The organism is Rhodoplanes sp., from assembly GCF_013377085.1.
Classification (GTDB): Bacteria; Pseudomonadota; Alphaproteobacteria; order Rhizobiales; family Xanthobacteraceae; genus Rhodoplanes.
Genome location: NZ_JACAAX010000021.1, coordinates 33,172 through 57,072, shown reverse-complemented (window position 1 = coordinate 57,072; position 23,901 = coordinate 33,172). Strand labels below are relative to the sequence as shown.

Annotated in this window: 19 protein-coding genes and 1 pseudogene; 15 read left to right on the top strand and 5 right to left on the bottom strand. The window is 68.2% G+C overall.

Annotation, left to right across the window (positions count from 1 at the left end):
- Positions 1-185 precede the first annotated feature (185 nt).
- Entirely contained in the window at positions 186-971 is a 786-nt protein-coding gene (locus tag HXX10_RS15905) for an SPFH domain-containing protein (protein ID WP_296523734.1), read from the top strand.
- 146 nt (positions 972-1,117) lie between these two features.
- On the opposite strand, the gene HXX10_RS15900 is transcribed toward HXX10_RS15905, so the two are convergent.
- Positions 1,118-3,277, bottom strand: coding sequence for an adenylate/guanylate cyclase domain-containing protein (locus HXX10_RS15900; protein WP_296523733.1), 2,160 nt, complete (start codon positions 3,275-3,277; stop codon positions 1,118-1,120).
- 111 nt (positions 3,278-3,388) lie between these two features.
- Complete coding sequence (locus HXX10_RS15895; protein WP_296523732.1) at positions 3,389-4,099, bottom strand: hypothetical protein; 711 nt, start codon at positions 4,097-4,099, stop codon at positions 3,389-3,391.
- A gap of 243 nt (positions 4,100-4,342) precedes the next feature.
- Between HXX10_RS15895 and pap the strand changes: the two genes are divergently transcribed.
- The 12 genes from pap (at position 4,343) to HXX10_RS15835 (ending at position 17,948) form a co-directional block, all read left to right on the top strand.
- The gene (gene pap / locus HXX10_RS15890) at positions 4,343-5,857 is read left to right on the top strand and encodes a polyphosphate:AMP phosphotransferase (protein ID WP_296523731.1); all 1,515 of its coding nucleotides are present in this window, start codon (positions 4,343-4,345) and stop codon (positions 5,855-5,857) included.
- A gap of 257 nt (positions 5,858-6,114) precedes the next feature.
- Positions 6,115-7,149, top strand: a complete 1,035-nt coding sequence (locus HXX10_RS15885) for a patatin-like phospholipase family protein (RefSeq protein WP_296523730.1) — start codon at positions 6,115-6,117, stop codon at positions 7,147-7,149.
- A gap of 221 nt (positions 7,150-7,370) precedes the next feature.
- Complete coding sequence (locus HXX10_RS15880) at positions 7,371-8,054, top strand: GntR family transcriptional regulator (protein WP_296523729.1); 684 nt, start codon at positions 7,371-7,373, stop codon at positions 8,052-8,054.
- Between the two features lie 17 nt (positions 8,055-8,071).
- A complete protein-coding gene (locus HXX10_RS15875; protein ID WP_296523728.1) occupies positions 8,072-9,364 on the top strand; it encodes an ABC transporter substrate-binding protein in 1,293 nt (430 codons plus the stop codon).
- Between the two features lie 266 nt (positions 9,365-9,630).
- Positions 9,631-10,524 carry a branched-chain amino acid ABC transporter permease gene (locus HXX10_RS15870; RefSeq protein WP_296523727.1) on the top strand — a complete coding sequence of 298 codons (894 nt, stop codon included), beginning with the start codon at positions 9,631-9,633 and terminating at the stop codon, positions 10,522-10,524.
- Between the two features lie 16 nt (positions 10,525-10,540).
- On the top strand, positions 10,541-11,545 hold the full coding sequence (locus HXX10_RS15865; protein ID WP_296523726.1) for a branched-chain amino acid ABC transporter permease: 1,005 nt from the start codon (positions 10,541-10,543) through the stop codon (positions 11,543-11,545).
- The gene (locus HXX10_RS15860) at positions 11,542-12,321 is read left to right on the top strand and encodes an ABC transporter ATP-binding protein (RefSeq protein WP_296523725.1); all 780 of its coding nucleotides are present in this window, start codon (positions 11,542-11,544) and stop codon (positions 12,319-12,321) included. Before HXX10_RS15865 ends, HXX10_RS15860 begins: the two co-directional genes overlap by 4 nt.
- Positions 12,318-13,031, top strand: coding sequence for an ABC transporter ATP-binding protein (locus HXX10_RS15855; protein WP_296523724.1), 714 nt, complete (start codon positions 12,318-12,320; stop codon positions 13,029-13,031). The genes HXX10_RS15860 and HXX10_RS15855 overlap by 4 nt, the downstream gene beginning before the upstream one ends.
- Positions 13,032-13,134: 103 nt before the next feature.
- Entirely contained in the window at positions 13,135-14,067 is a 933-nt protein-coding gene (locus tag HXX10_RS15850; RefSeq protein ID WP_296523772.1) for a carbon-nitrogen hydrolase family protein, read from the top strand.
- Between the two features lie 136 nt (positions 14,068-14,203).
- Positions 14,204-14,689, top strand: a complete 486-nt coding sequence (locus tag HXX10_RS15845; RefSeq protein ID WP_296523723.1) for a YcgN family cysteine cluster protein — start codon at positions 14,204-14,206, stop codon at positions 14,687-14,689.
- The gene (locus tag HXX10_RS15840; RefSeq protein ID WP_296523722.1) at positions 14,686-16,200 is read left to right on the top strand and encodes an MFS transporter; all 1,515 of its coding nucleotides are present in this window, start codon (positions 14,686-14,688) and stop codon (positions 16,198-16,200) included. Before HXX10_RS15845 ends, HXX10_RS15840 begins: the two co-directional genes overlap by 4 nt.
- A 446-nt stretch (positions 16,201-16,646) precedes the next feature.
- Entirely contained in the window at positions 16,647-17,948 is a 1,302-nt protein-coding gene (locus tag HXX10_RS15835) for a hypothetical protein (RefSeq protein WP_296523721.1), read from the top strand.
- 6 nt (positions 17,949-17,954) lie between these two features.
- On the opposite strand, the gene HXX10_RS15830 is transcribed toward HXX10_RS15835, so the two are convergent.
- Positions 17,955-18,080, bottom strand: coding sequence for a hypothetical protein (locus HXX10_RS15830; protein ID WP_296523775.1), 126 nt, complete (start codon positions 18,078-18,080; stop codon positions 17,955-17,957).
- 12 nt (positions 18,081-18,092) lie between these two features.
- Positions 18,093-18,155, bottom strand: a pseudogene (locus HXX10_RS15825) (hypothetical protein); the annotation flags it as partial.
- Between the two features lie 15 nt (positions 18,156-18,170).
- Between HXX10_RS15825 and HXX10_RS15820 the strand changes: the two are divergent.
- Both HXX10_RS15820 and HXX10_RS15815 read left to right on the top strand, forming a co-directional pair.
- Entirely contained in the window at positions 18,171-19,376 is a 1,206-nt protein-coding gene (locus HXX10_RS15820; protein ID WP_296523720.1) for an MFS transporter, read from the top strand.
- 263 nt (positions 19,377-19,639) lie between these two features.
- Positions 19,640-20,248: a hypothetical protein gene (locus HXX10_RS15815; RefSeq protein ID WP_296523719.1), complete on the top strand. Its 609-nt coding sequence runs from the start codon at positions 19,640-19,642 to the stop codon at positions 20,246-20,248.
- Positions 20,249-20,634: 386 nt separating this feature from the next.
- Here HXX10_RS15815 and HXX10_RS15810 read toward each other — a convergent pair whose 3' ends face one another.
- Positions 20,635-23,730 (bottom strand): DNA methyltransferase, encoded by a 3,096-nt coding sequence (locus tag HXX10_RS15810; RefSeq protein WP_296523718.1) that lies wholly within the window; start codon positions 23,728-23,730, stop codon positions 20,635-20,637.
- Positions 23,731-23,901: the final 171 nt, after the last annotated feature.

The following is a 23,901-nucleotide window of genomic DNA, read 5'->3' as shown; positions in this document are numbered from 1 at the left end:
TCATACGCTGCCGCCGCTTCCTCGGGAACCGCGACACGGTGCCGGCTCAATCGCGTGGCATGATCCGGGCGTTCGGTCGTCGGGCGGCCGAGCGGCCGAACCGTGCCCGCACGAACCCCTGCTGTCGCGGCGTCCGCGCATGTCCCTGAAGACGTCCGACGTTCCGACAGTCGAATGGAAACACGATGATGATCTATGTCCTCGGCATTCTCTGCCTCGTGGTCGTGCTGTATCTCCTCGGCTCGCTGCGGGTGCTGCGGCAATACGAGCGCGGCGTCGTCTTCCTGCTCGGACGATTCGAAGGCGTGCGCGGACCGGGCCTCACAGTCGTGTTCGTCCCGATCCAGCAGATGGTGCGCGTCTCGTTGCGGACCGTCACCATGCAGATCCCGTCACAGAAGATCATCACCAAGGACAATGTCTCGATCGACATCGCCGCGGTCGCCTACTACCACATCTCCGATCCGGAACGCTCCGTCATCGTGATCGAGAACGTCTACAACGCGATCAATCAGATCAGCCAGACCACGGTGCGCAACGTGGTCGGACGCTTCAGCCTCGATCAGCTTCTCTCGGACACGGCCGGCATCAATCTGCAGATCAAGAATGTCATCGACGGGCACACCGAGCCCTGGGGCACCGTGGTCACGGCGGTCGAGATCAAGGACATCGTGCTTCCCGACAACATGCAGCGCGCCATGGCCAAGGAAGCCGAGGCCGAGCGCGAGCGCCGCGCCAAGATCGTCGCCGCCGAAGGGGAATACCAGGCGGCCATGAAGCTCGGCGAGGCCGCCGACATCATCACCGAGCATCCCGTGGCGCTGCAGCTCCGCACCCTGCAGACCATGGCGGAAATATCGGTCGAGAGGAACTCCACCATCATCTTCCCGGCGCAGTTCATGACGACCGTGCAGGACGCCGTCCGGCTGTTTTCGAAGGAACCGGAGACCGCGAAACCGTCGAAGAAATGATACGGCCTTCACAAACTCCGATTCGTCATTCGCGGGCTCGACCCGCGAATCCATCGCTCAAAAAGAGCTTCTTTCGAAGCTCGATGGATTGCCGGGTCGAGCCCGGCAACGACTATAAAGGTCGAGGACAACGAAGATCGGTATGACTACTTCCCCTCCAGCGTGAACACCGGCTCCCAGCCGGGGCCGGGGGGATGGGCGGCAAGATCCTCGGCGCGGGTCTTGAAGCGCGCGGCCGGCGGGTCGACGGCGGCGATGCGGGCGAAAACCTCGGCGGCGCCGGCGAAATCGCGGGCTCGGAAGCGGGCGAGGCCCATCGCGTACACGGCGGCGCACTCGGCCTGGGCGGGCGTGACGTGGCCGGCCGCGGCGATCGGCTCGAGGATCTTCACCGGTTGCATGCGGCCCTTCACCCGGATGGCGTCGAGCTCGCGCCAGGCGAAGGCGTCGCCGGTGCGGGAGACCGTCGTTTCCGACGCCATGATCGACGTGCCGAAATACTTGTTGGCGCCCTCGAGCCGCGAGGCGAGGTTCACGGCGTCGCTCATCACCGTATAGTTGAAACGGCGGCGCGAGCCGATATTGCCGACCAGCGCCTCGCCGGAGTTGAGCCCGATCCGGTGCGCCAGATGATGGCCCTGGAAGGTCGCGGTCTCGTTGAGGACGGCCAGCCGGTCGCGGCAGCGCAGCGCCGCCGTGACGGCGTTGCGGGCGTGGTCGGGATCGTTCGCCGGGGCGCCGAACACGGCGACGATCGAGTCGCCGATATACTTGTCGACATAGCCGCCGCAGCCCTCGACGATGTCGGTCATCTCCGACAGGTAGGTATTCATCCAGTTGACCAGCGCCTGCGGCGTCATCGTCTCGGCGATCGACGAGAAGCCGGCGATGTCGGAGAAGAACACCGTGACGTCGCGCATTTCGCCGCCGAGCGCCGGCGGTTCGTCGGCGTCGAGCATGCGGTCGATCACCTGGGGCGACAGATAGAGCGCGAAGCTCTTCCTCAGGAACCGGTCCTCGCGGTCGGCGGCGACCAGCCGCCAGCCGATCGTGCCGGCCGTCGAGGCGAGCGCGGCGACGAGCGGGGCGACGAGCGGCAGCGCGAGGCCGTGCTGGAGTGCGAGCGTGGCGGCGGCCGTGAAGGCGAGTGCGGTTCCCGCGACTGCGAGGGCGGCGCCGCCGGGCGCCAGCATCATGGCCGCGACCGCCGCCAGCGCCGCCATGGCCAGCGCGATCGCCGTCGCGCCGAGGCGGCCCGGCTCGGCCAGCACGTCTCGGCGCAGCAGGTCGTTGACGCCGGTGGCGTGGATGTAGACGCCGGAGATCGAGCGGCGCGTCGGCGCGGCGTCCGGGGCAGCGGCAGGGGCGGGGAGGGCGCAGCGCGGCGCGCGGGTGCCCTCGATGCCGGTGGCGAAGCGCTTCGACGTGAGCTTGCGGTCCTCGATGTCCAGGAGCGTGCCGAACAGCACCACCTTGCCGGCGAAGGCGCGGCGGAAGAAGTCGGTGTCGCCCTTGTCGACACAGGCGCGCAGATCGGCGAACGAGAAGGTCGGCACCTCGTCGGCGCCGCCCTCGAAGGCGAGCGTCTGGGTTTTTGCGACTGCGCTCGGGACCCGATAGTCGCCCAGCACCGTGGTGTCGTCGGCCTCCAGCCGCGGCTCGACGCCGCGCGCCCGGGCCGCGAGCTCCAGCGCCATCGACGGCAACGGACGGTTTCCGACCGTGAACCACAGCGGCAGGCGGCGCACCACGTCGTCCGGGTCCGCATGGGTGTTGAGGGCGCGGATGTTCGCCTGCTGGCCGACCGCGATGCGCTGCGCCGCTGCCGGCCGCACCGGCCGGTCCTGGTGCAGCACCTCGCCGAGCACGACCTTGCCGGCCCGTGCCCCGCCCGCCAGCGCCCGGAGGAAGTCGCGGTCGAACCCGCGCAGCCGGGCCCCGAGCGGCGCCTCGCCGAACGGGATCTCGGACTGCTCGATCGAGGCCGGGAAGACGATGTCGAAGCCGACCACGGCGGCGCCGGCGTCGACCACGGCGGTCAGCACGCGGCCGATCTCGCGCGTCCAGGTCAGGCTCGGCGAGCCGGCGAAGGGCGGGGTGCGGAACGTCTCCTCGTCGATGGCGACGACGACGGCGGGCGCGGTCGCGGGATCGTGGCGCAGGCCGAAGGCGCGCCAGCGCAGCGCCGTGAGAATGTCGAGCGAGACGCCGGCGAACCGATCCAGCGCCGGCGAGGCCGCGAGCGTGCCGCACAGCACCGCGACGAGGGCGACCGCAAGCACGTCGCGTTTACGGAAGCGCCTCATGGCACCTGCAGGGCGGCGTAGCCGCTCCGGACAATGACGGCGCAGGCGCGCCGCATGATGGCCGGCGACGCGGCGCCGGCCTGCGACCGACGCCGCCGCGCCGAGAAAGGCCTACTCGAACCGCACCAGGCGGCCGACCACCGGGGTCGCGCCCGTCTTGGCGTCGGGCGAGATCCGGAACACGACCTTGCGGCTGCCGAGCGTCGCCACGTAGCTGCCGCCGGCCGCCAGCATCTTGTCGGCCTTGGCCAGGTCGTAGAAGCGGCCGCGCACCAGGGATTTGCCCCGCAGCGTGATGGCCTGCTTCTCGCCCGCCTTGTCGAGCCGCTCGATCGTCAGCGTATCGGGCTCCTTCACCTCGAACACCGGCGAGCGGCCGTACAGGATCAGGGTGCGGGCGGGCTCTCCCGCCGCCGGCGTCTGGCCGGGACCCATGCTGCGGAACACCGTGGCGGCGCTCTCGATGCCCTGGCGCTCGCCGAGCTGGGCGGTGGCGTCGCACGGCACCTTGGCGCTGTCGATCGTGCCGAGATGGACCTTGCTCTGCTCGGCCCCGACGACGACCGTGCCGCCCGTGATGGTCTCGCGCAGGCAGGACTTCAGATAGCCGAGCACGATGGTGTCCTTGGCGCCGAGCTTGATGACCCGGCCCGCCTCGACATAGTCCATGAACTCGAGGCCGGAGGCCTTGCCCGTCACCTCCTCGACCACCGCGACCGGCACGCCGGTCCCGCTCTGCGCCGCTGTCGGCAGCGGAGCCGTGATCACGATCGCGAGGAGTCCGAACGTCGCGGACGCCGTCAGGAAAAGTCTCGTCGCCATAAACCGTCTCATCGCATGGCCCTCGCCGGACAGGCCCATCCCGTGCTTGACTATACCGGTCGTGGCGCGGAATGAAACCAGTTGGTCGTTCCAGACCGGTTCCGCGTTCACGCGGCGTGATGGTGTTTTCTTCACACCCTTATTACTTTAGGCTCCGAACGGCTGGAATTCTTGATTTGGATCAGTCCGCCGGACCACCGTCCGGCGATCATCGCCACCCCTGTCGAACGCATCGTATCGCCCATGTTCGAATCCGCCGACCTCCGCCATCACGTCGCCAAGGTCGCCTATAAGCGCGAGGAGACCGCGCTGCGCGAGGGGCTGCTCGACGCTCAGTTCGATCTCGCCGCGCAGCGCCGCTTCTCTGTGCTGATCCTGATCGCCGGGGTCGAGGGCGCCGGCAAGGGCGAGACCGTCAATCTGCTGAACGAGTGGATGGACCCGCGCCGCATCCACACCCGCGCCTTCTTCCAGCCGACCGACGAGGAGCGCGAGCGCCCGGACCACTGGCGCTTCTGGCGCGCGTTGCCGCCCAAGGGGGAGATCGGCGTCTTCTTCGGTGCCTGGCACACGATGCCGATGGTGCGCCGGGCCATGGGCGAGATCTCGGACGCCGAGTTCGCCCAGGCGATCGGCGACATCCGCCGGCTCGAGACCATGCTGTGCGACGAGGGCGTGCTGCTGCTGAAATACTGGTTCCACATGTCGAAGGACCAGCAGAAGAAGCGGCTGAAGGCGCTGGAGAAGAATCCCGCCACGCGCTGGCGCGTCACCGAGCACGAATGGACCTTCTACCGGAAGTACGAGCAGTTCGTTTCGGTCAGCGAACCGTTCCTGCGCGAGACCTCGACCGGCGAGGCACCCTGGATCGTGGTGCCGGGTGCCGACGCGCGCTTCCGTTCGCTGACGGTCGGGCGCCATCTGCTCGCCTCACTGCGCGAGCGGCTCGACCAGAAGCCGGTCAAGACGCTGCCCGACAAGACGCCGCCGCTGATCGTGCCGGCCGACAAGGTGACGATGCTGAGCGCGCTCGACCTCGACCAGCCGCTCGGCCGGGACGACTACGAGAAGGAGCTGGAGACCTGGCAGGGCCGCCTCAACGCCCTGGTGCGCGACCCGCGCTTCAAGACCCTGTCGGTCGTCACCGTGTTCGAGGGCAACGACAGCGCCGGCAAGGGCGGCGCCATCCGCCGCATCACCGGGGCGCTCGACGCGCGCAGCTATCAGACCGTCTCGATCGCGGCGCCGACCGAGGAGGAGCGCGCGCAGCCCTATCTGTGGCGGTTCTGGCGCCATCTGCCGCGCCGCGGCCAGATCGCCATCTTCGACCGCTCCTGGTACGGCCGCGTGCTGGTCGAGCGGGTCGAGGGCTTCTGCTCCGAGGCCGACTGGATGCGCGGCTACGGCGAGATCAACGACTTCGAGGGCGCCATGGTCCGCCACGGCACCGTGGTGGTGAAGTTCTGGCTGGCGATCAGCAAGTCCGAGCAGCTCCGCCGCTTCAAGCAGCGCGAGAAGGTGGCGTTCAAGCGCTTCAAGATCACCGACGAGGATTGGCGCAACCGCGACAAGTGGGGCGTCTACGAGACGGCGATCTGCGACATGGTGGACCGCACCTCGACGGCGGCGGCGCCGTGGACGCTGGTCGAGGCGAACAACAAGCTGTTCGCCCGCATCAAGGTGCTGAAGACCCTGTGCGGAGCGATCGAGGACGCGATGGAGTGCCAGGGTGGGAAGAAGCGCCGGAAGAAGGGGTGAGGGGAACTTGATCCTTCGAAGCTTGCCGCGGGTGCGTCTTACCCTCTCCTCGAGGAAGCGCTTTACACAGCCCGTCATTCCGGGGTGCGGGCGCAGCCCGCGAGCCCGGAATCCATACGCCCTGCATCAGTGGCTCACGACAGACAGGGGTTATGGGGTCCGGGCTCGGCGCTTGCGTGCCGCCCCGGAACGACCAGGACAAGCCTACAGAGTCTCTCACCGGGGAGAGGTGACGACGAAGCGCGGGGCCGGAATCGATGGCTGACGCCGCCCCCGCCCAAAAACCCGTGTCGCTCGCCCTGCAGGGTGGCGGCGCGCACGGCGCCTTCGCCTGGGGCGTGCTCGATGCCATCCTGGAGGATGGCCGCCTGTCGGTGGAGGCGATCAGCGCGACCAGCGCCGGCGCCATCAACGCGGTGCTGTTCGCCGACGGCCTCGCGGCCGGCGGCTCGACCGGGGCGCGTGACAAGCTCGCTGCGTTCTGGCGCGAGGTGTCGCGCATGGAGCAGCTTTTCGGGATGGCGTGGTCGTCGTTCGACCGGCTCGCCCAGGCGTTCGGGCTGCCGCCCGAATACATGCCCTCGCATGCGGCCGTGCACGCGCTGACCCACAGCCTGCCGCCCGATCTGCTCAACCCGTTCCGCTTCAACCCGCTGCGCAAGCTGCTGCTCGAGGCGATCGACTTCGAGCGGATGAACGCGGTTGCGCCGGTCCGCCTTTTTCTCGGCGCCACCAATGTCCGCACCGGCAAACTCGCCGTGTTCGAGACGCCCCGTATCACGGTCGAGACCGTGCTCGCCTCGGCCTGCCTGCCGCCCTATTACCAGGCCGTCGAGGTCGCCGGCGAATACTATTGGGACGGCGGTTTCCTCGGTAATCCGGCGATCTATCCGCTGGTCTATCGCGACGGCGCCCGTGACGTGATCGTCGTCCAGGTGGGCGCCATCGTGCGGCCCGAGCTGCCGCGCACCGCCGCCGAGGTGATGCACCGGATGAACGAGATCAGCTTCAACTCGTCGCTGATGCGCGAGATGCGGGCAGTCGCCTTCGTGACGCGGTTGATCGATCAGCACGAGCTCGACGCCGACAAGCATCCCCGCATGTTCATGCACTGGATCGGCGACGACGCCGACATGGCCGAGCTCGGTGCCGTGACCCAGTTTCATCCCGATTGGGGCTTGCTGTCCCGGCTGCACGAGCAGGGTCGCCAGGCCGCCCGAACCTGGCTCGCCGCCAATATCGAGCAGGTCGGCCGAAGCTCCACCCTCGACGTCGCGGCGAAGTTTTTGTGAGGCGGAACCGGTGATCTCGGCCCGGTGACGTCACCGGGCCGGCGAGCGCGGCGCCGCGGCGCCGCGGCACCATGCCGCCGGGCGCCGGCGCGATCGCGATACATCGATGAGCAGCGATAATCGCGGTGCGGACCCGCCGCGCCCTTGTGCATCTGCCCCATTTTTGATCTTGTATCTCATCAGAAATCTGATCAGATTTAGCCGCAGGAGACCTGCCGACCATGGCCGCTGCCCCGCCCAAGGCGCTCTCGAAGGACCTCGCGGCCTATCAGGCGATCAAGAACCTGTTGTTCCAGCGCCGGCTGCCGCCGGGCCAGAAGATCATCTACCGGGATCTCGAAGAGACGCTGGGGATGAGCAAGACGCCGATCATCACGGCGCTGGCCCGGCTCGAGTCCGAGGGGCTCGTGGTCTCGCACCAGAACCGCGGCTTCTATGTCCGCGAGCTGTCGGCCGACGAGATCCGGCAGATGTACGACCTGCGCATCCGGATGGAGTGGCTGGCGATCGACTATGCGATCGACAACCGGGCGTCGCGGTCGATCGACCGGCTGGCGACGGCGCTCGACCGCTATCTCGCCTATACGCCGCCCTTCTACGACGCCCGCTCCTTCCAGCTCGACTCGGAGTTCCACGCCGCCATCGCGGATCTCGGCGGCAACAGCTTCCTGCTCGGCATGCTGGAGCAGTTCTACCTGACCGGGTGGGTCAGCGTTAACGTCGCGGCCATGACGCCCCTGATCGATCAGTTCCGGGCCGACCACCGCGACATCTTCACCGCCATCGAGCGCGGCGACCGCAAGGCCGCCAAGGCCGTCCTGCGCCGCCACCTCGGGATGGCCCACGACGCCATCGCGGCGGCGTCGACCGCGACCATGCAATTCGCGCCGTTCACGGCACGTTAGCGAAGGGACAAGGGACCATGTCCGATCACGTGAAGTCCATGCTCGCCGGCATCGACCGCCGGCAGTTCGTCGTCGCCACGCTGGCCAGCGGGGCCGTGGCCGTGCGGCCGCGGCTCGGCTTCGCCCAGGGCGCCGAGCCGTACCGCATCGGCGTGCTGCTGCCCTCGACCGGCACCGGCGCGAACTATTCGGAGCGGCCCATCAAGGGGTTGCCGCTGGTCGCCGCCGAGATCAACCAGCGCGGCGGGTTTCTCGGCAAGCATCCGATCGAGCTGATCTTCCGCGACGACCAGACCAAGCCGGACGTCGGCGCCCGCGAGGCGCGCTCGATGATCCTGAACGACAAGGTGAAGACCATCATCGGGTCGTGGTCCTCGGCGGTCGCCATGGCGGTGCAGGAGATCGTCCACGAGTACAAGGTGCTGCTGCTCGCGGCCACCAGCAACTCGTCGAAGATCGTCAACGAGAACTACACGCCCTATGCGTTCCTGCTCGGCCCCAACTCGCAGATGCAGTCCTCGGCGACCGTGGTCGCCGTCGCCCGCATGATCAAGGAGAAGGGCTGGAAGAACTATGTGACCATCGGGCTCGACTACGAATGGGGCCGCGACGCCCAGAAGGTCTTCGTTTCCGAGCTCGGCCAGGTGTCGCCCGAGACCAGGCTGATGCGGGAGTTCTGGGCGAAGCTCGGCGAGACCGACTTCACCTCCTACATCACCGCCATCATGGCGATGAAGCCGGACTTCGTGTTCGGCGCCATCGCCGGCAAGGACAACGAGACCTTCCTGCAGCAGGCCAAGCCGGCCGGCTTCTTCCAGCGGGTCGCCTATCCGGGCGTGTTCCTGCCGGTGACCGAGCTGATGCAGCAGCGCAAGACGCTGCCGCGCGGCATCATCGGGCTCGGCCGGGCGCCGTTCTTCGCCCTGATGGAGTATCCGCTGACGCGGAAATACATCGCGCTGTACCAGGCGAAGTTCGGCAAGGACGACTGGCCGGACGATTTCGCCTGCATGTATTTCGACTCGCTGTACGCCCTCGAGCAGATCGTCACCAGGACCGGGTCGATCGAGACCGAGGCGGTCCGCAAGGCGATGACCGGCGCGACCATCGAGACCTGCCGCGGCAACCTCGCCTTCCGCGACTGCAACAACCAGCTCGATTGCCCGTCCTATCTGGGCGCCGTGGTCGACACGCCGGACTATCCGTTCCCGATCTTCGATCCGAAGAGCCTGATCGTCGTGCAGGGCCGCGACTGCTGGACGCCGAAGACCTGCGACGAGGTCCGCAAGATCCAGAAGCCGCGGGCCTGACGCGGCGGAGCAGGGCGCCGTCTCTGTCTTCACCTCCCCCTGGAGGGGGGAGGTCGGCGCTCCGCGCGACAGCGCGGAGCGCCGGGAGGGGGTGACAGCGGCGCGGCTTGGTGGGGCTTCTCCCATTTCGAGTCCTGCGCCCGGGGCTCTCACCCCACCCCGGTGCGCGCTTCGCGCGCCCCGACCCTCCCGTCGCGGCGAAGCCGCGAAACCCAGGGGAGGGTAAATCGGGTCCAGCACTTTTCGGGCAATTCGAGGATCTCCTCATGTCCATGGATTTCGGCAGCTTCCTGATCCAGCTTCTGAGCGGGCTGAGCCGCGGCATGATGCTGTTCCTGCTGTCGGCGGGCCTGTCGCTGATCTTCGGGGTGATGAACATCCTCAATTTCGCCCACGCCACTTTGTGGCTGCTCGGCGGCTACATCACCTTCTCGCTCTACACGGCGCTGGCGACGCAGTTCGAGCCGTCGCTGCTGCTGCTGGTGCCGGCCGTGCTGGGCTCGACCGCCATCCTGTTCGTCGTCGGCTGGCTGCTCGAGCGGTTCCTGATCCGCCGCATGTACGGCCGCGAGCTGCCCGAGCAGCTCCTGCTCACCTTCGCGCTGATCCTGATCATCGGCGACCTGATCAAGATGATCTGGGGCGTGCAGAACCGTCGCATCGTGCTGCCGATCGAGGCCTGGCCGGTGTTCGACTCCTTCATCAATCCCTATCTGTTCGTGATCATCGGGTCAGGGGCCGTGGTCGCGACCTTCCTGTGGTGGTTCCTGGCCCGCACCCGCATCGGCAAGATCGTCCGCGCCGCCGTCTACAGCCGCGACATGGTCTCGGCGCTCGGCATCCGCATTCCCACCATCTACGCCATGGTGTTCGCGCTCGGGGTCGCCATCGCGGGCTTTTCCGCCGGCGTCTTCCTGCCGATCATCCCGATCGGCCTCGGCCTCGACATGGATCTCATCATCCAGTGCTTCGCCGTGGTGGTGATCGGCGGCTTCGGCAGCATCGCCGGAACGCTGGTCGCCTCGCTGCTGGTCGGCATCGTCTACTCCTTCTCGGTCCTGATCTGGCCGGACGGGGCACTCGCCGTGATCTTCGTCATCCTGGTGGCGGTGCTGATCTGGCGGCCCTATGGGTTGTTCGGCACCGAGATGCGGTCGTGAGAAAGAGGACGCGGCCATGAGCCAGAAATCCCTCCTGTCGGCATCCCTGCTGGCCGCGGCGCGCGACCGGCTCGACATCTCCATCCCGGTGCTGCTCGTGCTCGCCGTGCTGTTCGTGCTGCTGCCGCTGATCCCGGGCGAGTTCATCCTGGTGGTCGGCACCGAGATCCTGATCCTCGGCCTGTTCGCCCTGAGCTTCAACCTGATCCACGGCTTCATGGGGCAGATCTCGTTCGGGCATGCCGCCTTTTTCGGGCTCGGCGCCTACACGACGGCGCTGATCCTGCAGCCGCTGACCGCGGCGGGCGGGCTCGGGACCATCACGTTCCTGCTGGCGATTCTGGCGGCCGTGCCGGTCTCGGCGCTGGGGGCGCTCGTGGTCGGCTATTTCTGCGTGCGCCTCACCGGGATCTACTTCGCCATGCTGTCGATGGCGTTCGGCGAGCTGATCTTCTACGTGGTGTTCTCCTGGTACAGCTTCACCAAGGGCGACGACGGCATCCAGGGGCTGATGCCGCCGCCGCTGCTGAAATCGCCGGTCGTCTATTACTATTTCACCTTCGTCGTGGTGGCGCTCGCCGCCGCGCTCTTGTGGCGGATCACCCGCTCGCCGTTCGGCTACACGCTGCGGCTCTTACGCGACAACCCGGCCCGCACGGCGTTCCTGGGCATCGACGTGCGCCGGGTGATGCTGGTCAATTTCGTGCTGGCGGGCAGCTTCGCCGGCCTCGCCGGCGCCCTGTGGGGGCCGTTCGCCCGCTCGGTGTCGCCGACGCTGCTCGGCTGGGCGCAGTCGGGCGTGCCGGTGTTCATGTCGCTGATCGGCGGCGCCGGCTACTTCGCCGGACCGCTGGTCGGCTCGATCGTCTACACCGGGCTCAACTCCTATGTGACGCGCTTCACCATCTACTGGCCGCTCACCATCGGCCTCGTCATCCTGGCCATGGTCCTGTTCCTGCCCGGCGGGCTCCTGTCGGTCGTCGACGGATGGCTGAAGGCGAAGCGGAGGGGCGAGCCGTGACCGTGACCCCGATCGAGACCGTCGCGGCGACCGACACGATCCTCGAGACTCGCGGCCTGACCAAGGACTTCGGCGGCCTGCGCGCCACCAACGACGTGAGCTTCACCCTGGCGCGCGGCGCCAAGGAGGCGATCATCGGCCCCAACGGGGCGGGCAAGAGCACCTTCTTCGCCCTGGTGAGCGGCCGCCACCGGCCCGATGCCGGGTCGGTGACGTTCGACGGGCAGGACGTCACCGGCCTGCCGCCGCACGAGATCGCCCGGCGCGGCATGTCGCGGGCGTTCCAGGTGAGCAGCATCTTCAACCGCCTCACCGTGCTGGAGAACGTCCGCTCCGCCGTGCAGGTGCGCCGCGGCCGGGCCTTCGACTTCTTCAGCGACGCGCGCCGCGTGGCGCTCGACCGCACCGAGGAGATCCTGGCGCTGTGCCGGCTCGCCGATCGTCGTCACGTACCTGCGGGCGAGCTGTCGCAGGGCGACAAGAAGAAGCTCGAGCTCGCGCTGGCGCTCGCCGGCGAGCCGCGCCTGCTGCTGCTCGACGAGCCGACCGCCGGCATGAGCCTGGAGGAGACCCGCGAAACCATGGCGCTGGTCGACGATCTCAACGAGTCGCACGGCCTCACCATCCTGTTCACCGAGCACGACATGTCGGTGGTGTTCAATCACGCCCGGCGCATCACGCTGCTGCATCGCGGCCGCATGATCCTGTCGGGCTCGCCCGCCGAGGTGCGGGCGAACGACGAGGTGCAGAGCATCTATCTCGGGGGGCAGGCATGAGCGACGGGCTCGAGGTCGCGGATCTCAATGCCTATTACGGCACCAGCCACATCCTGTTCGGGATCGCCCTCGAGGTGCGGGCCGGGGAATGCGTGTGCCTGCTCGGGCGCAACGGGGTCGGCAAGAGCACGACCCTGAAGAGCATCATGGGCCTGGTCGCTCACCGCACCGGAACCGTGAGCTTCGACGGGCATGATCTGATCGGCCTCGCGCCGCACCAGATCGCCCGGCTGGGTCTCGGCTATGCGCCGGACGAGCGGCTGATCTTCCCCGACCTCACGGTGCGGGACAATCTCGAGATCGCCGTCAAGCCGGCGGCGCGGGCCGGCCTCGAGCCGTGGACGATCGAGCGCATCTACGCGCTGTTCCCCAAGCTCGCCGAGCTCGACGGCCGCGCCGGCGGCTATCTCAGCGGCGGCGAGCAGCAGATGCTGACCGTCGGGCGCGCCCTGATGGGCAACCCGGCGCTGCTCCTGCTCGACGAGCCGGTCGAGGGCCTGGCGCCCGTGGTGGTGCAGGAGCTGACGCGCCAGATCGAGCACCTCAAGGACACCGGACTCGCCATCCTGTTCGCCGAGCAGAACCTCGCCTTCGCGGCCCGGGTGGCCGAGCGCGCCTACATCATCGAGGGCGGCCGCGTGCGTTACGCCGGCCGCCTCGAAGACCTGGAGCAGCAGCCCGAGGTGAAGCGGCAGTATCTGATGGTGTGACGGACGGCACGACGCCCGGGCTCCCTCGCCGCGCCTGCGGGGAGGGGTGAAAGAATCGGCGTGATGTGCGATGTGGACGGCCAGGAAGGACGTTGGAGTGGACATGATCGTCAAGGCGGGAGTAGCCCAGATCGGGGCCGTGCCGTTCGACAACGACGCGACCATCGGCAAGGTCGAGCAGTGGATCGCGGCGGCGGGGCAGGAGGGCTGCGGCCTGGTGCTGTTCCCGGAGGCGCTGATCCCGGGCTATCCGAAGGGGTCGGACTACGACATCAGCATCGGGGTGCGCACCGAGCGGGGCCGCGACGAGTTCCGCCGCTACTTCGACGCGGCCATCGACGTGCCCGGGCCCGAGACCGAGCGCATCGGCGCCGCGGCGGCTGCCGCCGGGATGCATGTGGTGATCGGCGTGATCGAGCGCGAACTCGGCACCGTCTACTGCACGGCGCTGTTCTTCGGGTCCGACGGCAGCCTCATGGGTAAGCACCGCAAGCTGATGCCGACCGCCGGCGAGCGGCTGATCTGGGGCTACGGCGACGGCTCGACCCTGCCGGTGTTCGACACCCCGGTCGGCCGCCTCGGCGCGGTGATCTGCTGGGAGAATTACATGCCGATGCTGCGCATGGCGATGTACGCCAAGGGCGTGTCGGTCTACTGCGCGCCGACCGCCGACGACCGCGAGAGCTGGCTGCCGACCATGCGGCACATCGCCTTCGAGGGCCGCTGCTTCGTGCTGAGCGCCTGCCAGGTGCTGCGCCGGGGCGACTTCCCGGCCGACTATCGGTGCAGCATCACGGACGATCCCGAGGCGCTGCTGATGCGCGGCGGCAGCGTCATCATCGACCCGAAGGGATGCGTGCTCGCCGGCCCGGTGTTCGACGGGGAGGCCCTGCTCACCGCCGATCTCGACTTCGACGCGCTGGCGCGGGCCAAGTTCGACTTCGACGTCGCCGGCCACTATGCCCGCCCCGACGTCTTCACCCTGACCGTGGACGAGACGCCGCGGGCGGCGGTGCGGACCGTCGAACGGCGCTGAGGGCTGCTCGGGGGGCGGGATTCGGGGCTCCCGCGGAGCGGACGGTTGAAACTCGGCGCCATGCGTGACATCTCAGGCGCGGGCCCCGACCCGCGCTCGACCGCCGGGCCGGCCGCACGGGGCCGCCAGGTGAGCGATGTCCGATCCACTCCCGTTCTGGAAGCGCAAAGCACTCGCCGAGATGACGGCGGCCGAGTGGGAGAGCCTGTGCGACGGCTGCGGGCGCTGCTGCCTCAACAAGCTCGAGGACGAGGACACGGGCGAGATCTTCTACACCGACGTCGGCTGCCGGCTCCTGGACGGCACCACCTGCCGTTGCCGCGACTATCCGAACCGGCACGTTCAGGTGCACAACTGCGATCGCCTCACCCCCACCAACGTGCCGCGGCTGAAATGGCTGCCCAAGACCTGCGGCTATCGCCTCGCCGCCGAGGGGCGCGACCTCTACTGGTGGCACCCGCTGGTGTCGGGTGACCCGGAGACCGTGCACGCCGCCGGTGTCTCGGTGCGCGGCCGGGTCGGCCTGTTCGAGGACGCCATGGGCGAGGAAGACCTCGAGGACCGCATCGTCTCCTGGCCGGCCCGCATCCCGCCGCGGGCGAAGCGGCTGCCGACAAGGTGACCGCGGCCGCGCCCGCCGTCTCCGATCCGCCGATCGAACCGCCGGCCGATCCCCCGCCGCTCGACGACGCCGCGGTCAAGCGCATCATCACCGGCGTGATGATCGCCATGTTTCTGGCGGCCCTCAACCAGACCATCATCGCCACGGCGCTGCCGACCATCGGCCGCTCGCTCGGCGACTTCGCCAATCTCGCCTGGGTCGTCACCGCCTATCTGCTCGCCGCCACCGTGGTGTCGCCGCTCTACGGCAAGCTCGCCGACGCCTATGGCCGCCGCATCATGCTGATGGCCGCCATCGGCGTGTTCACGGTCGGCTCGGTGGTCGCCGCGCTCGCCCCCGACATGCTGACCCTGATCGTCGGCCGCGGCCTGCAGGGGATCGGCGGCGGCGGCATCTTTCCGCTCGCCCAGACCATCATCTCGGACGTGGTGGCGCCGCGCGAGCGCGGCCGCTACCAGGCCTATATCGGCATCGTCTGGGTGGCGGCCGGGCTCGGCGGGCCGGTGGTCGGCGGCGTGCTGGCCGAGCACGGCCACTGGTCGATGATCTTCTGGAGCAACCTGCCGCTCGGCGTTGCCGTCGCGGCGACGACCTGGCGCTCGCTCGCTCGCCTGCCGCGCTTCGACCGCCCGCACCGGATCGACTGGCTCGGCGCCGCCCTGATGACGATCGCGTCGATCTCCTTCCTGCTGGCGCTCGGCTGGGGTGGCACCCGGGTGCCGTGGTTTTCGCCGACGATCTTTGCTCTCGTCGCCGCGTCGGCTCTGTTCTCCGGGTTGCTGGTCTGGCGGCTCGCCACCGCGGCGGAGCCGTTCCTGCCGCCGGCGATCCTGAGCAACCCGGTGGTGCGGCTCGGCACGCTGGCCAGCGCCGGGGCGGTGTCGACCCCGATGGGCCTGACCATCTTTCTCCCGCTCTACTACGAGACCGTGCACGGCCTCTCGGCCGCGATGGCCGGCTTCGCCCTGGTGCCGATCGCGCTGGTCTCGGCGCCGGGCTCGATCCTGTCGAGCCGCTTCATGATGTTTCGCCTCGGCTACAAGCTGGTGCCGGTGCTGGGCTATGCGGCCGCCGTGGCGGCGGCGGCGGCGCTGGTGGCGCTGCCCGACGCCTCGCTCGCCGTGGTGATCGCGCTTTTGTGCGTGATCAGCTTCGGGGCCGGCACGGCGATCCCGGTGTGCACCGTGTGCATCCAGAACGCCGTCGCCCCGCATCAGGTCGGCACCGCGACCGGCGTGATGAACTTCATCCGGGCGCTCGCCGGCTCGCTGCTGGTCGCCGCCATGGGGGCGATCGTGCTGGCCGGCTTCGGTGCCGTGCCGGAGCGCGGCGGGGCCGGCGCGGCGACGGCGGCCGCGCATCTCGCCTCGGCCGACGCGGCGCACGTCTTTCGCTGGCTGTTCGCCGCCGCCGCCGTCACACTGGCGATTGGGCTGGTCGCCCTGATCCGCATGGAGGAGCGCCCGCTCGCCGGCCCGGGGCCGAGAGGCAAGGCGAACGGCACGCCGTAATGGACTGATCCCGACCCTCGACACCGGCGAGCGTCGCGCGGTGCCCGGCGGCGGGGGCTCGAGTGTGGCCCGTTTCGGACAACGCCGGAGGGCGATGCGCCGGTGAGGTGCGAAAAGTCCGGATTGCGTATTTCCCCGACTGACGAGGTTGTGGCCGAGGCAGCGACAATAACACTGTGCGAGTCGTCGCGATTCCGAAGTCGTGGGCGATCGGAGCGCGCAGTCTGCGTTGCGTTCGGAACGAATCCGGCTCCGTCCCGTCGTCGCACGGTCTCGCTCGGGATCCCTCGCCCGAGCCGGCGTCCACCGTTACGCGGCGGGTCGTCGTCACTCGCCGGTCATCGTAACTGCGTCGTCGTTACGCGTGCGTCGATCGTGACTGTCGTCGGCTTTCGACCCGCCGGGCCGCAATCGGCCGATGCGCAGCGCACTTGCGGAAGAGACACATGATGCAGACCGGCCCCGGATATCGTAGCTCGACGCGATCGGTGCGGGCGTCCGGCGCCCCGACACGGACACCGCAGCACGCGCTGCCCTACGTTGTTCTGCTCGCCACGGCGCTGGCCACGATGGCGAGGCCGGGCGCGGCATTCGGGCAGAGCTGTATCGGGCCGTGTCTGCTCGACCGGCCGGCGGCGGCGGTCACGGCGGCGGCCGGAGGCCAGAAGAGTCCGAACGCCCGACCGGCGGATCGCGAAGGGGCGTCGTCGTCCCGGACGCGCCCGGACGCCGCGTCGAGCCGGAGCACGCCGCGATGGACCGTCTCGGCCGAGGCCATCGGCCTGGGCCGCGTGGGTGGCGTCGACCGGACTCTCGTGTCGCGCGTGCCCGGCACCGAACAGTTCCTCGCCACGTCGCATGTCCCCGGCGTCGAAGCGTTGAACAGCAATCAGCTGAATGGCTTTTCCGCCGGACCGCGAATCAGCGTCGTCTATCACGGCGATTCCGGCTACGGCGCCGAGCTGACCTACTTCAATGTCTTCGACCAGGGCGCCACCAGGGCGGTCGGCCCCGACAATCCGGCGGACTGGCTGGTGATGAAGGCTCCCGGCGTCTTCTGGCAGACGCAGGACTTCCCCTACCAGGCGATGGTGTGGCGATCCACCACCAGTCTTTACGGCGCCGAAGCGAACGGGCGGCTCGAACTGTCCAGCCGCGTGACCGTGCTGGCCGGAGTCCGCTGGTTCCAGCTCAACGACAATCTCTCCGGTGATCTCACGCCGGCGGATCAGACGGCGCCGACGTGGAAGACGCCGTGCTCCAACCCGTTGAACCTGAACTGCACTCTTTTCGACATCACGGCCGGCAGCATGGCCGCGGGCAATTACCCGCCCTTCTGGGTCGCGAGCACGACGAACAATCTTTACGGCTTGCAGGTGGGCGCCGATGCGAAGCTGGTGGAGTACGGCCGTTTTTCGCTCGGCGGACAGATCAAGGCCGGCCTCTTCGAGAACAGGGCCGAGCAGCGGGCCGGCGTCAGCATGGCGAAGGTGGTGTTTCTGTCGCAGGCCGCGACGGATCACGCGGCCTTCGTCGGCGAACTCGGACTGCATCTGAGGTACCTGGTCGCCGACGGTCTTGCGGTGAAGGTCGGCTACAGGGCGCTGTGGTTTGCCGGGGTGGCCTTGGCGCCCGGACAGATCCAGGAAACCTATTCGTCCATGAGGAGCGTGACCGCCCTCGGCGTCGATTGCGGTTCGCAAGCGCTCTTTCATGGCGCCACGGCCGGCCTGGAGTATTCCTTCTAGACGCGGCTAGCCGACCGGCCGGGTGGTCAGCACCGGCACGCCGAGGCGCGGCAGCGTACGGGCGAATTTCTTCGGGTCCATCGACCGTGCATAGATGAAGCCCTGCACCATGTCGAAGCCGAGCGCGCGCACGGCCTGAAGGTCCGCCTCGGTCTCGACGCCCTCGGCGACGGCCGGAACGCCGGCGCGCCGCGCCTGCCGGACCAGATCCTCGCACAGCGCATGCTTGGCCGGATCGCCGGCGCAGCCGTCGACATGCTGACCCTGATCGTCGGCCGCGGCCTGCAGGGGATCGGCGGCGGCGGCATCTTTCCGCTCGCCCAGACCATCATCTCGGACGTGGTGGCGCCGCGCGAGCGCGGCCGCTACCAGGCCTATATCGGCATCGTCTGGGTGGCGGCCGGGCTCGGCGGGCCGGTGGTCGGCGGCGTGCTGGCCGAGCACGGCCACTGGTCGATGATCTTCTGGAGCAACCTGCCGCTCGGCGTTGCCGTCGCGGCGACGACCTGGCGCTCGCTCGCTCGCCTGCCGCGCTTCGACCGCCCGCACCGGATCGACTGGCTCGGCGCCGCCCTGATGACGATCGCGTCGATCTCCTTCCTGCTGGCGCTCGGCTGGGGTGGCACCCGGGTGCCGTGGTTTTCGCCGACGATCTTTGCTCTCGTCGCCGCGTCGGCTCTGTTCTCCGGGTTGCTGGTCTGGCGGCTCGCCACCGCGGCGGAGCCGTTCCTGCCGCCGGCGATCCTGAGCAACCCGGTGGTGCGGCTCGGCACGCTGGCCAGCGCCGGGGCGGTGTCGACCCCGATGGGCCTGACCATCTTTCTCCCGCTCTACTACGAGACCGTGCACGGCCTCTCGGCCGCGATGGCCGGCTTCGCCCTGGTGCCGATCGCGCTGGTCTCGGCGCCGGGCTCGATCCTGTCGAGCCGCTTCATGATGTTTCGCCTCGGCTACAAGCTGGTGCCGGTGCTGGGCTATGCGGCCGCCGTGGCGGCGGCGGCGGCGCTGGTGGCGCTGCCCGACGCCTCGCTCGCCGTGGTGATCGCGCTTTTGTGCGTGATCAGCTTCGGGGCCGGCACGGCGATCCCGGTGTGCACCGTGTGCATCCAGAACGCCGTCGCCCCGCATCAGGTCGGCACCGCGACCGGCGTGATGAACTTCATCCGGGCGCTCGCCGGCTCGCTGCTGGTCGCCGCCATGGGGGCGATCGTGCTGGCCGGCTTCGGTGCCGTGCCGGAGCGCGGCGGGGCCGGCGCGGCGACGGCGGCCGCGCATCTCGCCTCGGCCGACGCGGCGCACGTCTTCCGCTGGCTGTTCGCCGCCGCCGCCATCACGCTGGCCATCGGCCTCGTCGCGCTGATCCGGATGGAGGAGCGCCCGCTCGCCGGGCCGGGGCCGCGGGCGAAGCCTGATACCGATTCCGGTTGATCGCTTGACGTCATGTATGGACGGCGCCGAGCGCCGGACCCGGAATCCAGCCGAGAACGCTGAATGTGTTGCTGGATTCCGGGTTCGCGGCGTTGCCGCGCCCCGGAATGACGGAGAGCTGATCAGCCGGATTTCGGGTGATCCGGCGGCCGGGAGCCGGGGCGACCGGCGAAAGCCTGCCGGACGCCGCAATCCGGTGTTAAGGGTGACGGTATATACGCACCGGGCTGCAGGGCCGGCCGCGCCGGCGTGGGAGGTCGGTCATGGCCGCCATTCTGGCATTCCTTCCCTTCATCGTGTTCGCGGTGCTCGACCGGCTGGTCGGCTCGACCGTCGCGCTCGCGGCCGGCGCCGCCACCGCCATCGTGATGGTGGTGCACGGCTCGCTCCTGCACGGCCGCAGCCTGAAGGTGCTGGAGGCCGGCACCATCGTGCTGTTCGGCGGCCTGGCGCTGTGGGAGATTTTGGGCGGCACCACCTGGTCGATGCTGGAGGTGCGGCTGCGCGTCGACGCCGGCCTGATGCTGGTGGTGCTTCTCTCGATCGCGCTGAAGAAGCCGTTCACGCTGCAGTATGCGCGCGAAAGCCGACCGAAGGCGCAGTGGAGCGATCCGGCGTTCGTGCGCTCGAACTACGTGATCACGTCCGTGTGGGCGGCGGCCTTCCTGATCATGGTGATCGCCGACCTGGTGCTGATCTATCGCCCCGACGTGCCGGTGCGCTGGGGCATCATCGCCACCATCTGCGCCATCCTGCTGGCCGTGAAGTTCACGGCGCTCTACCCGAAGTGGGTGCGAAGGCAGGCGGAGAAGGCTGCGGCCGCTGCGGCGGGCGCCGTGCCGGCGGAGGCGGGGAGCCGAAAAGCGGGGTAGGGGCGAGCGCAGGACGCACTCGGCTGCCGGCGGCTTCGCCGAAGCGCTCCTCTTCACCTCTCCCCGTCGGGGAGAGGTCGGAGCCGGCGCGCAGCGACGGCTCCGGGTGAGGGGTTGGAGCGTATCGAGAGGCCGGTTCCCCCTCACCCGCCGCGCTTCGCGCGTCGACCTCTCCCCGACGGGGAGAGGTGAAGGGGGCGCCTCGGCCCGGCGACCACCGATCTCGGGTTTACCCGAGATCGGAACATCGGGTCGTTGTCGTCGACCTTATCGTCATTGCCGGGCTTGACCCGGCAATCCATCGAGCTTCGAAAGAAGCTCTTCTTCAGCGATGGATGCGCGGGTCGAGCCCGCGCATGACGAGTCGGAGTTCGTGAAGACTTGTGTCACTCCTCCTCCGCCTCCTCGTCCTCCTCGACGGGCGGCTCCGGCGCGGCCCCGGCGGCGGCGCGGGCGAGGTTGAGCGCCAAAAGCTTCGCCAGCGCGTCCTCTTCCGAAATGTCGGCCGGCCAGCCGTAGGCGGCGGCGACCGCAGCATCGAGATCGCGATGCGCGTCGAGCAGCCATTGCGGCCGCTCGTTGTAGAGTTTGGTCAGCGTACGCGTCTTCAGGATCACGGCCGCGTGGACGTCCTTCGGAAGAATGCGGTCCGGATAGCCGGGGACCACCTCGGGCTCGATCTTCACCAGATCCGGCGGGTTGAGCCAGGCGTTGCGCAGATCGTCGAGTCTTTTGGCCGCCGCCGCGATGGCGATGGCGTGCGGATCGTCGGCGTATTTTTCAGCCGAAATGTTCGGCGTCAGGCCCTCGGGGAACGGGAAGGTCTCGAATCCCAGGGTCGGGGTGTATTGGGGGTCGTTACCAACACCGTGCCAGCCCCCTAGTCGCAGAGACCAGCATTCGTGAAAGCGAGATTGTAGAATTCCGAAACTCGTATTGTCAGCTCTAGCAATCGCGACAAGCCGACTGTCTGGCAGAACTGTTGCATGTGACCAGACGAAAACGCGATGTTTCGCCACGCGAGGCGTGAGTATGTGACGACTCAGAGAGCGCAAAGCAGCTTTCAGGCCTGGGACGGTTTCGCCATGCTGCCACCAATGAACTCGGCGTCGTGCTCGCTTGTTGGTTCTTCTAATCGGAAGCACGTTCGATTGAACATGATCGAACGGGGTCGTAAACAGGGTTGCCTCCGATAAGCTCATCTCTCCAAAGTCAACTATCCACCGTCCGGCTGGACGGCGAACAACGTCCGCTCCATTAACCCATGGCCATAGTACCGAGCTGTTCGGCTGGCCATTGGGGTTCAGAGGTTCGCGGAGCCACAGCCGAGCTACCGAACCTTCTACTTCGAAAGGTCCGACCTTCACCGGTCCTTGAAAGCAAACGTGAAGGTTCTGGTGAAGACGCTTTGCGGTTGTTAAATCGGTCGCGCCTGAGGAGAGGTCCGCATTGATCTCTCGAACGATTGTTCCGTCTAGATGCTTGTCTGCTTGGTGTGTACCGAAACAAATTAATGAGACACGTACGTTCGCGCCATCGACGGTCCACTCTTCGTCCGACCATGCTTCGAAAATCACAGAAGAAGATTTTATGCGGTCCAAGACAGTGCGGTTGGTGCCACGCCGGATGGATTGGGTGGCTACGAGACCAGCTCGTGCAGTCGATTTTTGTTGAATCGAATTGTGAGATTTCTCGAACCAATACCCCACCAGATCGATGCTTCCTGGGAGCCGGTTGAAGATGCTCCGAAGCGTATTGGTGTAATCCTCGCCGAGTGAGTTCAGCATGTCCTTGTTGCCCAAGAACGGCGGGTTCCCGACGATGAACTCGGCGGCGGGCCATTCGGCCTCGACGAAGCGTTCCACTTCACCTCTCCCCGGTGGGGAGAGGTCGGAGCCTGCACGCAGCGGCGGCTCCGGGTGAGGGGGCTCGGGCGTATCGAGAGGGCGGCTCCCCCTCACCCGGACCGCTTCGCGGTCCGACCTCTCCCCGTCGGGGAGAGGTGAAGAGGGGGCCGCGTCCGGTTGCGCTGTCGTTTCGCTCGAAGAAGAGGCCGAGGCGACCCTGGTGATCAGCGCGTCGCGGCACTCGATCGCATCGAGCTTGCGCAGGATCGGCTCGGGGCGGGCGTAGATGGCGTTGCGGATGCCCCACTGGATGTCGCCGATCCAGATCGTCGTGCGGGCGAGCTCGGCGGCGAGCGGGTTGATCTCGATGCCGCGGACGATCTCGGGGCCGACGGCGGGCGCGCGCGGCGAGAGGCCCAGCGCCTCGCATTCGAGGTTTGCGCGCAGCTCGAGATCCTTCACGGCCTGCAGGGCGAGATAGAGGAAATTTCCGGAACCGCAGGCGGGGTCGAGGATCGAGACGTTGCGCAGCCGCTCGAGATGGCGCGAGCGCACCTCCTCGGCGGCCTCCACCGGGCTCATGGCCCGGCCGGTCTTGGCCCGCTTCGGCGGCTTCTGCTGCTTGGTGAGCAGCGCCTCGATCTCGGCGCGGGCCGCCTCCCATTCCGTCGCCAGCGGACGGACGACCACCGGCTCGACGATCATCATGATCTTCTCGGCGTCGGTGTAGTGGGCGCCGATCTGGCCGCGCTTCTCCGGATCGAGGAAGCGCTCGAACAGGGTGCCGAAGATGGTCGGGTCGATCTGGCTCCAGTCGAGGCTCGCGGCGGCGACCAGAAGGCCGCAATCGCCGGCATCGAGGGGCAGGGCGCGGCGCCCGTCGAACAGGCCGCCGTTGAAATAGGCGATCTCGGTGAGGTCGTAGTCGCCGCCCGTCTCCATCGCGGCGAACAGGCCGTCGAAATAGCCTTTGGCGTTTTGCGGCTTCTGCGCGGCCCGCTTGAGCAGCTTCGGGAAGAAATCGTTCGGCAGCAGCTTCACGCTGTGGGCGAAGAAGCAGAAGACGAGCTGGTTGACGAAGTGGGCGATCTCCTCGGGCGTGCCGCGGCCCTGCAGGCGCAGCGCGATGGTGGAGAACTTGTCGGCCGCCTCCTTGGTGACGGCGGCGCGCGTCCGGGTCGAGCGCAGCTTGTGCGGCTCGAAAAAGACGGCGCGCAGGATGTCGAGGTTCTTGGGCTCGGCCAGGTCGTCGAGGGCGAACTCCCAGGTCGTCGGCACCTCGTTGGTCCATGCGCTGCGAATCAGAAAACGGTCGGTGTCGCAGGCGACCTGCAGCGGCGGGTTTTCCAGCGCCGCCGCATAGCGGACGAGCTGGGTGAGGGCGTCGTCGAGATTGCGCTTCTTCTTCTTGTACTCCCAGGCGAAGAACCCCTTCTTCCACACGTCGGCGAAGCCTTCGCCGCCGCCCGTCTTGGTGACGCCCTTCTCGAAGGCGAACGATTCGCCGGTGGGATCGGCCGTGACCGGGTCGTCGTGGCCGACGAGGGCGCACAGATCGAGAAAATGCGAATGCGCGGCAGCCCGTTCGGTGAGCGCGACGGGCTTCCACTTCTTGATGAACTGCAGCGGGGTCATGCCGCAGGACCTAACAGGGAATCGCGCCGGGCGGAATGATGCGAAAGCGGCCTCGGCAGCCTCGGTCAGACAATCGTCCTAATAACGGAATAAAATCCTTGACAGCGTGACGCTGGTCCGGTAGGTCTCGGGCACGGTCGAAAATTGCGTCGGGCGGCGGCACGGTCTGGG